This is a genomic window from Geodermatophilus sp. URMC 61 (assembly GCF_052931555.1).
On record NZ_JBRFHZ010000002.1, the window covers coordinates 1,747,305 to 1,758,963 of the forward strand.

Genomic DNA, 11,659 nt, shown 5'->3' on the forward strand with positions numbered 1-11,659 from the left:
CCCTGACACACCCGCTCCCACGACCGATCGTCACACCCTCCAGGGACACTCGGCAGTCCTCGCGCGTGCGAGGGGCGTCGCCGCAGCGGACACACCCCGTCCGGGCAGCGCGAGAGCACGCGCGGCCCGGCACCCGGCGAGGCCTCCGCCCGGCCCGCGGACACGGAACTGTCAGCAGGTCGCCATAACCTCCGGACGCTCACCTGAGCGCTGCACCGACAACACGGAGGACCGGATCATGGCCGGCGAGACTGTCATCACCGTCATCGGCAACCTGACCAGCGACCCCGAGCTGCGCTGGACGCCCTCGGGCGCGGCGGTCGCCAACTTCACCATCGCCTCCACCCCGCGCACCCTGGACCGCCAGACCCAGGAGTGGAAGGACGGCGAGGCGCTCTTCCTGCGCTGCAACGTGTGGCGGCAGGCGGCGGAGAACGTCGCCGAGTCGCTGACCCGCGGGTCGCGGGTGATGGCACAGGGCCGCCTCAAGCAGCGCTCGTTCGAGACCAAGGAGGGCGAGAAGCGCACCGTCATCGAGCTGGAGGTCGACGAGATCGGCCCGTCGCTGCGATACGCGACGGCGACGGTCACCAAGTCGACCCGTTCGCACGATCGTCCCGGCGGTGGGGGCGGCGACGTCGCGGTCGCGGCCGGGCGAGGCGGCCCGGACGACCCCTGGGCGGCGTCGGCCGGCGACCTCAGCGAGGACCCGCCGTTCTGAGCGCCACCACCGAGGGGCACCCCCTCCCGTGAGGGACGGGGTGCCCCTCGGCTCCTCGGTACTCGTCACGCCGATCCGGCACCCCTTGGGATCGACCGAACAGGCAGGCCGAACGCGACCCGATCGCCTGCGGCGTGCCCCAGCGGCTGGACGCGATCTGCGCACCACCGAAGACACCGGTGCGCTTTCTGCGCGGCAGGGGGCGCCGGCGGCCGTTGCGAGGGCTTGGCGTCGGCCGTACCACCAGGGGACCTCCGACTGGCTCGACGAGACGCTCGCCCGGAGGACCGGCGCCACGGGTGGTCAGGGGCCGTACCGCCGGGCCCCCGACGCCGGGTGACGTCCCGCCGGCACCCTCCTCGCCCGAGGAGGGGCCCGGGACGGCCGATCGGGTCAGGACCGCCGCGCGGCGCGGTCGGATCGCCCCCCGCCGAGCCCGGGACCGTCGTCCCCTGGTACGGAGCCGTGGATCGCCAGTTGTTGCGCCGGGACGCGGTCGGGTCTGTGCTGGAACAGCCCCGACCGCGAGCAGTCACCGAGGGAGATCCCGATGCCCCCCACCGCCGGCACCGCCCAGGGCTCATCCGTACGCCGCGTGATCGTGGCCAGCCTGATCGGCACCTCGCTGGAGTGGTACGACTTCTTCATCTACGGCACGGCCGCGGCCCTGGTGTTCAACCAGCTGTTCTTCCCCAGCTTCGACCCGCTGGTCGGCACCCTGCTCGCGTTCACGACGTACGCGGTCGGTTTCGTGGCACGGCCGCTGGGCGGGATCGTCTTCGGCCACTACGGCGACAAGCTCGGCCGCAAGAACGTGCTCGTGGTGACGTTGCTGATCATGGGCATCGCCACCTTCCTGATCGGCGTGCTGCCCACGTACGCCTCGATCGGCGTGTGGGCGCCGATCCTGCTGGTGGCGATGCGCTTCCTGCAGGGCCTGGGGCTCGGCGGGGAGTGGGGCGGTGCGGTGCTGATGACGCTGGAGTCCGGCTCCGCGCACCGGCGCGGGCTGAACGCCAGCTGGCCCCAGGTCGGGGTGCCGATCGGGCTGCTGCTGGCCAACGGCGTGCTGTCGCTGATGGGCGCGCTCACCTCGGAGTCGGCCTTCGTCGCCTGGGGGTGGCGGATCCCGTTCCTGCTCAGCGGGGTCCTGGTCGTCGTGGGGCTGTGGATCCGGCTGTCGATCGCCGAGAGTCCGCTGTTCCGCGAGGTCCAGGAGCACGACGCCGAGGTCAAGGCGCCGATCGTCGACGTGCTGCGCCGGTACCCGTCGCGGGTGCTGCTCGCGATCGGCGCGCGGGTCGGTGTCGACGTCGCGTTCTACACCTTCATCCTGTTCATCACGACGTACGTCGTGACGTACCAGGGTCTGCCGAGCAACTACGCACTCAACGCGGTCCTGATCGCGGCCGCGGTGCAGGTGTTCCTGATCCCCTGGTTCGGCGTGCTGTCGGACAGGTTCGGACGCCGGCCGGTCTACCTGTTGGGCGCGGTGGGCGCCGCGATCTGGGTCTTCGTGTTCTTCGCCCTGCTGGACACCGGCCGCTTCGTCCTGATCGCGCTCGCGACGGTGGTCGCGCTGTTCTTCCACGCCGCGATGTACGGCCCGCAGGCCTCGTTCATCGCCGAGCTGTTCCCGACCAGGGTGCGCTACACCGGGGCCTCCATGGGCTACCAGGTGGCGGGGATCCTCGGCGGGGCCCTGGCCCCCATCATCTCGGTGGCCCTGCTCGACCGCTACGACACCTCCGTGGCCGTTTCCATCTACGTGGTGGCGGTCCTCGCCGTCACCACGGTCTGCGTCCTCCTGGCGCCGGAGACCTCGCGGATCGACCTGCACGCCGAGCCGGCCAGGGCCGGCTCGACGGACCGGGGACACCGGTGACCCCGTCCTGCCACCGCGGCGCGGGCCCCGGAGCCTGACCCTCCGACCGACCCCGCCTCGTGACCGCCGCTGCCTGTTTCACGGCCACGCACCGACGGTGCTGCCCTCCGTCGACACGGACGGCGCGCGGCGGTCCCGCTCCGTCGGGCTCGAGGCTCACCCGGAACCGTCGGTCGAGTCGGTGACGTTGCCGGTGAAGCCGTCGAGCCAGGTCCGAACGGCGTCGAGCACGTCCTCGGTTGACGACGTCACGGCCACCGTCACCTCCTCCGGGGGTGTCCCAGGGGCGGCGGTCCGCAGGGACAGCAGCCGCGCCCGGAACGCGGTGGAGCCCTCGAGCCAGACACGGATGAGCAGTGCCGCACTGGGGTCGTCGACCACGTGATCTCTCCTACGGGCTCCCCCGCAGGGGTGCAGGTCCGGCATCCGAGGACCGCGGGACGCGGCCGACGTGCGAGGACCCATGCTGCGAGATCACGCTGCGCGGCACAGTCCCCCGTGCGGATGACCCACTAAAGCGTGTCGCGGTGGCGCTGGGCGCGCTGCGTCCCCGGACACCCAGGACCACGCCCGGCCACTTCCCCAGGCGTCGTCCGACGCCTGGGGGGGTGGCCGCGGCGCGGGCTCGGCGAGGCGCCCTGCTCCGCGGAGGAGGGACCGCCGACGTCGGTCGGATGGCTCCTCTGCCGCAACCCCGGACCGGCAGCCGTGCGTGCCCGACGGTGCGCCGGCGGGTGTCGCCGGTGCGTCCGCGTCAGATCGGACGCCGTCCGGCTCGCGAGGGGATCGCCGTTGCGGTGGAGATCACGATGCCTCGGGGAGCCGGGTACTCCCGGGACGGCGTCCGGCGGAGCCGCGGGATGTCCTGGACCAGTCGGGTCATCTGCTCCGTCGGGGACACGCCGAGCTCGTCCTCCACCATCGTCCGGAAGAGGTCGTAGGCCCTCAGCGCCTCGGCCAGGTTCCCCTGGGCCAGGTGGACACGGACCACCGTCCGGTGGGCGCTCTCCCGCAGCGGATCGGCGCGCACCGCGGCATACGCCGCCTCCAGGGCCTCGCAGTGGCGGCCGAGGAAGGCCAGTCTGGCGGCCACCGCCTCCAGCGCCTGCATGCGGAGCTGGCGCAGCCGCTCACGTTCCAGCAGGACCCAGTCGTCGTACCACCCGGGCAGGAGATCGCCGAGGAGCGTCGCGTCGGGGACCGCGACCTCGTCGGCACCTCCAGGCGGAGCGATCGCCCGCTGTGCCCAGTCGTCGAGTTCCCAGACGTCGACACGGACACCTCCCGCCAGTCGCAACGCGCACCCCGACACCTCGACCAGTCCGGGCGCCGCCTTGTTGAGCCGCCACAACGCCGACCGCAGGCTCCCGTGCGCGTGGTCCTCGGGCACGTCGGGCCACAGCTGGCCGGCCGTCGCCGTCCGGGTCGGCCGGTGGGACAGGCACAGATGGGCCACCAGCCGCTGCACTCCACGTGGCAGCTCGTCGCCGGTCGACCGCCGATCGCGGCCCGGGACGTCGAGGTGGAAGCCGTCGAGCAGCGTGACACGGGGAGTGGGGAAACGGTCCACGGGACTGGTCCTTCCTCTGGGTCGAGCGGCCGATCGCCGGGGAGCGCTGCAGGGACCCGTCAGCCGGCTCCGGGTCCGGCCGCTGGGACGACCGGCCTCACTGGGCTCGGTGGACGACTGGTCTGGCAGGTGCGCTCGCCGGTGCGGGATGCCCCGATCGAGCGCCGACGGCCTCCGAACGGTCGAGCGGCCGGGTGGGCGTCGTCCGGTCCACCTCCGTGCCGTTCCCGTCCGAAGGTGGCCACCCGGCACCGCTGTGGGGTCTGCCGCGCTGGGACGGACACGACCGCCGACGGAGCCTCGACCGTGCTGGCCGGTGGACCGCGTCGGTCAGGTCGCCCGCGGTCGGCTCCGGGACGTGAGCGGCCGACCGCTCACGAGCAGGGGGGCGCACAGCCCATCACTCCGGGATGGACCAGCGCACCGGGCCGTGCGGCTCGGTGGTGCCTGGCGGGCCCGGTCGCCCTCGCTCGCGCTGGTGGTCCTCCCACGTGGGTGTACAACTCCGACCGACATGACTCCCCCTGGACGCACGCGCTCGAGATGCGGAACAGCAAAGCTATTCACGTCCGAGCGCCGGGACCGTACGCAGTTGTGCGTAGTGGCGGCCGGCGCCGGCGGTCCACACCGACGCCCGGGGACCTGGCCCCGTGCCCGGACGACGGCTGGCGGATGGCGGTCCGGCGAGCCCGCGACGCCGTCCTCCTGGACACGCCTCCCGAGCCCGGGGGACGACGCGGGACCACGGATCCCACGGCCCCGACCCGTCCCCCGCAGCAAGGACCACCTCCCCGCTGCGGTCCACCCCGTGACGGGTCAGCCGGCCTCGGTGCGTGCGTAGCTGCGCGCCCCCCACCAGTCCCACTCCTCCTGGTTGGGCGGCGTGCTCATGAGCCGGTCCATCGTCCAGCCGTAGAGACGGAACGGGAACCACTTGATGTCGTAGGCGTAGCCGGAGAGGTTGGCCGGGCGGTCGCGGACGTCGTAGGAGACCCACCAGAGCCGGTCGAGGTCGTCGGTGGCGGCGAACTCGCGCACGGCGTCCGCGACGGCGTAGTGGTCCGGGTGGTCCCCGGGGTTGAGGGCGCGGTCGTGGTCGGCGGTGTTGACCCACGGGCGCATCGACCCCCGCTCGGAGGAGACGATCCTGCGGAGGGTGGTCACCAGGTCGTCCCAGCCGTCGTAGGTGGTCGATCCGTCGATGGCCGGCAGCGAGGGGATCTCCCCACGCTGCAGCTTGCCCAGGGTGCGGAAGCCGGTGGACTCGTAGCCCTGACCGGTGGTGTTGCCGTCGGGGAGCCGGAGGGCGTAGAGGGCCCAGGTCGGCCCGGTGTGGCGCTGGATCCGGTGCCCGTTGACCGGAATCCGGGCCGACGTCGGAGTGCCGGGCGTGAGCGTGCCGGTCATCGACTCGATGCACGCCGCCTCGTGCGCCTCCCACCAGCCGTCGGTGCGGCCGGCGTCGTCGGCCGTGACCACGATCTGCACCGTCCGCACGCCCTGGAGGTGCAGGTCGGTGAACAGCCCCTCGCCACGGAACAGCAGGGCGTCGTCGGTGTGGGCGGTGACATAGAAGACCACGTCGGACACGACCGCCTCCTCTGCTCGAGCCTCCCCCTGGAGGCCACACGAGGAGCCTGCCCACGTCGTCCGCGACACGCCCGCGCCCTCCGCTCGACCGCCACGCCGGCTCCGGTACCCGCGCCGTGCCCGGTGACGCGGTGGACCGGCCCGGTCACCGAGGGAGCAGGACCTGCCCTCACCCGGCTCGCCGCCCCGCCTCGACGACGCGACGGGAGAGGACGGCTCCGGTCCCGAGGCATGATGGCGCTTCCGCCTGACCGGGTCACCTCCCCGAGAGGAGAGCCGCGTGGCCGAGCGAGAGCTGCGGTTCAGCCAGTGGGCGTCGGTGTCGCCGGCCGCGGGGTGGGAGATCGACGCCGGGCCCTTCACCGGCGGAGCCAGGAGTGACCTCCTCGGCTACCACCCGGGCAACGGGACCCTGTGGGTCGCGGAGAACCGCGGTGACCGGTTCGCGTTCTCGCGGCCGTGGGCCACCGTGCATCCCGCGGACGGCTGGCAGTTCGTCGTCGCCGACGTCACCGGGAACGGTCGGGCGGACGTCGTCGGCTACCACCCGGGCACCGGCGCCGTGTGGGTCGGCGAGAACCGCGGGGACAGCTTCGCCCTCGCTCGGTGGGCGACCCTGGCGCCGGCGACCGGATGGAGGATCCACTGCGGCCTCTTCACGGGCAGGGCCAGAGCCGACCTGCTCGCCTACCACCGCGACAGCGGCTCGCTGTGGGTCGGTCAGAACACGGGCTCGGCGTTCGCCTTCACCGGCACCTGGGCCACGGTGGCGCCCGGCCAGGACTGGCAGTTCGCCACCGGCGACGTCATCGGCAACGGGACGACCGACGTGGTGGGGTACCGGCCGGACGACGGATCGGTGTGGGTCGGGGAGAACCGCGGATCGTCGTTCGCCATGGCCGAGTGGGCGAGGCTGTCGCCGGCGCACGGCTGGCACATCCTGACCGGCCTGTTCACGGGACGGGACAGGGTGGACCTCCTCGGCTACCACTCCGGCAACGGAACGCTGTGGATCGGGGAGAACCAGGCCGACCGGTTCGACCTCACCGGCCCGTCGGCGACCGCACTGCCGGCAGAGGACTGGCAGTTCGTCACCAGCAGCGTCAACGGCGACATCTGGGACGACGTCGTCGGTTACCACCCGGCCAACGGATCGGTCTGGGTCGGGGTGTCGCCCACCCGACCGATCGAGGGGTACTGCTGGCCGCTCTCGGCCCGCCCCGGGCAGTCCGTCAGGTTCTACCTCTCGCACCAGGGAGAGGCGGTCGCCTCGATCCAGCGGCACACCTCCACGTCCGAGACGGTCCACTCCGCCACGGTCGCGTCAGTGACGTTCAGGGCGGAGCACCAGGTGGCCTCCACGATCGCGTGGCGCTCCGGGTGCGGCTGGGACGAGACCTTCACCCTGACCGTGTCACCGGAGTGGGCCTCGGGCCTCTACTCGGCCACCTGCACGGACTCCGCCGGAGGCCGCTGCGACATCCCGTTCGTGGTGAAGCCGGGAGACGACCGGCGCTCGCGCCTCGCGGTGCTCGCGAACGTGAACACCTGGCTGGCCTACAACGGGTGGGGTGGCCGGTCGAAGTACTCCGGGCTGGCCCGCACGAGCTTCCTGCGCCCGATGCCGAATGCGGCGCCGGGCGGGGACACGCACCTCACCCGCGGCGAGCTGTGGATCCTGGGCTGGCTGGAGAGCCAGGGTCACCCACCCGACGTCTTCACCGACATCGACTTCCACAACGACGGCTGCGACCCGGCGCAGTACCCGCTGCTGATCGTGGGCACGCACCCCGAGTACTGGACACCGCGGATGTACGACCGGCTCGCGTCGTATCTCGATGCCGGCGGGAGCCTCGCCTACCTGGGGGGCAACGGCGTGTTCGAGACCGGGGAGTACGACAACGACCAGACGGAGATGGTCTTCCGGCTGGGGCATGAGGGAGGCGCACGCGAGCTCGCCCTCTTCCGGACGCTCGGCCGGCCCGAGCGCTCACTCCTCGGCGTCGCCACCGAACGGTGCGAGGTGCCGGGGTCGCCCTACGTGGTCCGAGCTGCCGACCACCCCCTGTTCGCGGGGACGGGCCTGTCCAACGGCGACACCATCGGCGACGTCGGCCTCAGCAGGGGACACAGCGGCGGCAAGGGCAACGGCAAGGCCAGTGGCTGGGAGGTCGACACCAGCCGCGGCCCCGGCGCGACCGCCGTCCCGACGGACTGCCTCCTCGATCCGTTGGCGGTACCGCCGTCAGCCCTACCCGAGGGCCTGGTCGTCCTCGCCGAGGGTGCGCCGGACGGGACCGACCCCGGAGCGGACATGACGTACTACGACCATCGCGGGGGCGGTTTCGTCTTCTCCGTCGGCTCGCTGACGTTCGGGGGCAGCCTCGTCGTCGACCCGGTGCTCGGCACCCTGGTGCACAACGTGCTCGACCGTGCCGGCATCCGCTGACCCACGACTCCGCCGTGCTCGCCGCGGGAACCGGTGGACCCACCCCCGCCTGCCGGACCCAGGTCGATGCGCCGGGCACGGAGCCGCGGTGCCCGGACGACCTCCACGAGCCGGCGCCGGCGCATTACGCTCGGCTGTGTGCCGCGCAGCAGGAGGCGTCATGCAGCGTGGCTGGAACTCGTCGGCGACATCCTGCAGAGGCAGGCCGGGCCACGGGAGTTCCCCCACGCGCAGGTGGCGGGCCTGCTCCTCGAGTCCTTCGACGCGACCTGCTGCTCGCTGAACGTCGTGGACCCCGCGTGGGTGGACCACGTCGTCGGAGGCTGGCCGCTCGGCGTCCTGCCGACGACGCCGCCGTCCGGCATCGTGCCCGACGCCACCACCCAGCCGCTGATCCGCTGGTACTCCGTCACGGGCAGCTCGGCACCCCAGATCCTGGGCCGCGTGCCCCGCGGGGTGGCCGGTCCGCGGATGTGCGCGGAGTGGGCGGCGTTCGCCCGCCCGCTCGGGATCACCCACCAGCTCGCGCTGCCCCTGCGCGTGGGTGAGGGGATCGAGGCCTACGTGGTCAGTCGTCCCGACGACGACTACGACGACGCCGATGCCGACCTGGCCACCCTGGTCCGGCCGGCACTGGCCGCGCTGGTCCGCCAGCACCGCGTGCTCCGCGACGTGCCGGAGTGGCAGTACGACCGCGTCCGGGACCGCCGCCTGACCGAACGCGAGTTCGCCGTCCTCACGCTCCTCGGGACAGGTCTCACCGCCCAGGCGATCGCCCGCCGCCTGAACACCTCGCCCCGGACGGTGCACAAGCACCTCGAGCACCTGTACCGCAAGCTCGGCGTGCGCGACCGGCTGATGGCGGTCCAGCGCGCCCGGGCCGTCGGCCTCCTGGCCGCGCCCCCCGAGCTCGGGCCACGACGCGGCAGCACGGATCCGGTGCTGCTGATCCCGTCCCCCCGCAGCGGGGACCACCTCCCCGCTGCCGAGCACGCCGGGCGGCGTCAGCCCGGCTCCTGACGCCCTCGACGCCGCGGTCGGCGGTCAGGTCGCTCGGTGGCCCGCGCGCCAGACCTGCGTGATGCGTCGCGTCCTGGTGATGTCGGACTCGGGGTCGCCGTCGACGAGCACGAGGTCGGCGGGCGTCCCCGGGGTGAGCGTTCCCCGGTCGGGGAGGCCGAGGGCGGCGGCCGGGGCACTGGTCGCCGCGGCCAGGGCCGCGGCCGTCGGGAGGCCGGCCGCCACCAGCAGGTGGAGCTCGTCGTGCAGGCTGACGCCGTGGGCGGTGCCCGGGCTGGACGCATCGGTTCCGGCCAGGATCCGCTGGCCCGCCCGGTGCAGCCGGCCGACGGTCGACATCGCGTGGCCGAGGTCGGCTCGTGCGCTCGGGGCGACCGGGAAGTCCTGCTCGAGCCCGGCGCGCTGGCGCGGGTCCAGGGACGGGCCGAGGTGGGGATCTGCGGCCAGGGCCCGGCCTCGGCCGTGCCCGGCGCGGGCAGCCAGCGAGGTGAGCGTGGGGATGACGAACACGTCGCCGTGCGCCACGGCCTCGAGGAACCGCGGTGCGGGCGGCTCGTCCAGGAACAGGTGGGCCAGCCCGTCGACGCCCGCGCCGACGGCGGCGAGTGCGTGCGCCTGGGTGAGGACGTGGGCGACCACGAGGAGGCCGCGGGCGTGCGCCGCGTGCACCAGCGCCCGCACCGTGTCCGCGGTCAGGGTGGGGCACGGGTGTCCGGTGGTCGTGCCGTCCTCGAGGACCACCTTCAGGAGGTGGGAGCCCTCCGCGACTCGCGCCGCCACGAAGCTCTCGGCCTCCTCAGGCCCCGCCACCGTGGGGAAGGGCGGCAGCACCCCCAGCTCGACCAGCCGGGTCGGGTGGCCGCCCGGTGCGGTGGCGCCGATGCCGGCCGAGCGCAGATCGGCTGCACCGGGATCGGACGACGCCTGCTGCCGCAGGAACCCGATGAGGCGGGGGTCGGCGAACATGTCCACCTCGGTGGTGACCCCCGCCCGCAGCGCCGCCTGCAGTGCTCCGGGGAAGACGTGCACGTGTGCGTCGATCAGGCCGGGCAGCACGGTGCTCCCGCGGGCGTCGAGCACCGGCACGCCCGCCGGTGGGGTCAGCCGATCGGCGAGCGCGGCGACCCGGCCCTGCCGCACCAGCAGGCAGCCGGGAGGGAGGAAGCGGTGCCCGTCGAAGAGCCTGGCGCCCCGGATCAGGAAGTCGCCCGACGCCACCGTGACCTCCACTCCCCCGCCGAGCGCGGCGGACCCGTCCACGTCCGCGCCCCTCCGCGGGCACCCCGTCCACACCGAGGACCGCGTCCCCGTCCGGTCACCGCTCCCCCGCGACGTCGCCACCCGGCGTCGCGTCCCTCGGCTGCTGCTCGGACGACTCCTGGGGCGCACCGTCCTGACCGGAGGCTGTGGCCGGTGGATCGGTCACCCGGACGAACACCTGCTCGTCGTCCTGGGTGTAGCCCTCGTAGGAGAAGCCGATCCCGCTGGCGGCCACGAACTCCTGCCAGGCGCGGTGCTCGTGCTCCTCCCAGCCGGCGTAGTTGAAGTACTCGTCGAACAGGACCACGGTGCCGGGGTGGAGCCTCGGTCCGACGTGGTCCAGCACCGTCCTGGTCGAGGAGTACAGGTCGGCGTCGAGGTGCAGGAACGCCACCGGCCCGGGATGGTCGGCGAGGAACCCCGACAGGGTGTCCTCGAACAGGCCGACGACGAGTTCGGCGCCCGGGATCGTCGGCACGGCATCGACCTCGAAGGCACCGGCCGGGTAGCGCGACCGCCAGTCCTCGGGCAGACCGGCGAAGGAGTCGAAGCCGAAGACGTCCCTGCCGCCGCGGGCCTGCGCGATGACCGTGAGTGTGCCGCCGGTGTACACGCCGAACTCCAGCGCCATCCCGTCGTCGGGCGCCATGCGGAGGGCGTGGTCGAGGGTCTGCGACGGGTCCGCGAACACCGAGGCCTTCGGCATCCTCTCCTGGGCGAACCGCGCGCTGGCCAGGACGGCCGCCCGCTCACCGGCAGCCCGGATGTCGCGGCGCTCGCGCATCTCCGCCTCGTGCACCGCCGCGATCACCCGCTCGGCCTGCCGGTCCAGCATCTCCTCGACGGCCCTGCCGTGCTGCCGGACGAGGTGCTCGAGGTCTGTCCGTGCCCGCGCAACCAGGTCCTCGAGCTCGCCGACGAGGTCATCGTGCCCGACGTCCCCTCGCACGCCCGACGGACCCCCGCCGACGGCCTCGCGCGCCCGTACCGCCAGTGCACGGATGACTCGATGCAGCACCCTCGGCTCCTGTCGCGACGGCCTCTGGTGGGGACCGACCTGCGTGCGCCATCGCACAGGGACGGTCGGGGCTGCGCTCAGGACCGCCCGTTCCGCGACCCGCCCGTGGTGCGCCGACAGTCTCTCAGGGTCCGCACGGGCCGGCC

General features: G+C 73.4%; 9 protein-coding genes. 4 read left to right on the plus strand and 5 right to left on the minus strand.

Annotated features, from left to right (window positions below):
• Positions 1-238 precede the first annotated feature (238 nt).
• Entirely contained in the window at positions 239-721 is a 483-nt protein-coding gene (locus tag ACU610_RS08070) for a single-stranded DNA-binding protein (protein WP_446767184.1), read from the plus strand.
• 550 nt (positions 722-1,271) lie between these two features.
• Complete coding sequence (locus ACU610_RS08075; RefSeq protein ID WP_446767185.1) at positions 1,272-2,606, plus strand: MFS transporter; 1,335 nt, start codon at positions 1,272-1,274, stop codon at positions 2,604-2,606.
• Positions 2,607-2,762: 156 nt separating this feature from the next.
• On the opposite strand, the gene ACU610_RS08080 is transcribed toward ACU610_RS08075, so the two are convergent.
• From ACU610_RS08080 to ACU610_RS08090, 3 genes are all read right to left on the minus strand, one after another.
• Positions 2,763-2,987 carry a hypothetical protein gene (locus tag ACU610_RS08080; protein ID WP_446767186.1) on the minus strand — a complete coding sequence of 75 codons (225 nt, stop codon included), beginning with the start codon at positions 2,985-2,987 and terminating at the stop codon, positions 2,763-2,765.
• Between the two features lie 373 nt (positions 2,988-3,360).
• A complete protein-coding gene (locus tag ACU610_RS08085; RefSeq protein ID WP_446767187.1) occupies positions 3,361-4,176 on the minus strand; it encodes an AfsR/SARP family transcriptional regulator in 816 nt (271 codons plus the stop codon).
• Between the two features lie 816 nt (positions 4,177-4,992).
• On the minus strand, positions 4,993-5,766 hold the full coding sequence (locus ACU610_RS08090) for a hypothetical protein (RefSeq protein ID WP_446767188.1): 774 nt from the start codon (positions 5,764-5,766) through the stop codon (positions 4,993-4,995).
• A 280-nt stretch (positions 5,767-6,046) separates the two neighbouring features.
• Here ACU610_RS08090 and ACU610_RS08095 point away from each other — a divergent pair, with 280 nt between their 5' ends.
• Both ACU610_RS08095 and ACU610_RS08100 read left to right on the plus strand, forming a co-directional pair.
• Positions 6,047-8,215, plus strand: coding sequence for a N,N-dimethylformamidase beta subunit family domain-containing protein (locus tag ACU610_RS08095; RefSeq protein WP_446767189.1), 2,169 nt, complete (start codon positions 6,047-6,049; stop codon positions 8,213-8,215).
• A 138-nt stretch (positions 8,216-8,353) separates the two neighbouring features.
• Positions 8,354-9,235, plus strand: coding sequence for a response regulator transcription factor (locus tag ACU610_RS08100; RefSeq protein ID WP_446767190.1), 882 nt, complete (start codon positions 8,354-8,356; stop codon positions 9,233-9,235).
• Between the two features lie 24 nt (positions 9,236-9,259).
• Here the strand turns inward: ACU610_RS08100 and ACU610_RS08105 are convergent, their stop codons facing one another.
• Both ACU610_RS08105 and ACU610_RS08110 read right to left on the minus strand, forming a co-directional pair.
• Complete coding sequence (locus ACU610_RS08105) at positions 9,260-10,495, minus strand: amidohydrolase family protein (RefSeq protein ID WP_446767191.1); 1,236 nt, start codon at positions 10,493-10,495, stop codon at positions 9,260-9,262.
• 55 nt (positions 10,496-10,550) lie between these two features.
• The gene (locus ACU610_RS08110) at positions 10,551-11,513 is read right to left on the minus strand and encodes a TylF/MycF/NovP-related O-methyltransferase (protein ID WP_446767192.1); all 963 of its coding nucleotides are present in this window, start codon (positions 11,511-11,513) and stop codon (positions 10,551-10,553) included.
• Between the last annotated feature and the right edge of the window lie 146 nt (positions 11,514-11,659).

What these genes read in the sequence shown, in the direction of transcription:
- ACU610_RS08070 (WP_446767184.1), top strand. Translation starts at nt 239, where the DNA reads ATGGCCGGCGAGACTGTCATCACCGTCATCGGCAACCTGACCAGCGAC.
- ACU610_RS08075 (WP_446767185.1), top strand. Translation starts at nt 1,272, where the DNA reads ATGCCCCCCACCGCCGGCACCGCCCAGGGCTCATCCGTACGCCGCGTG.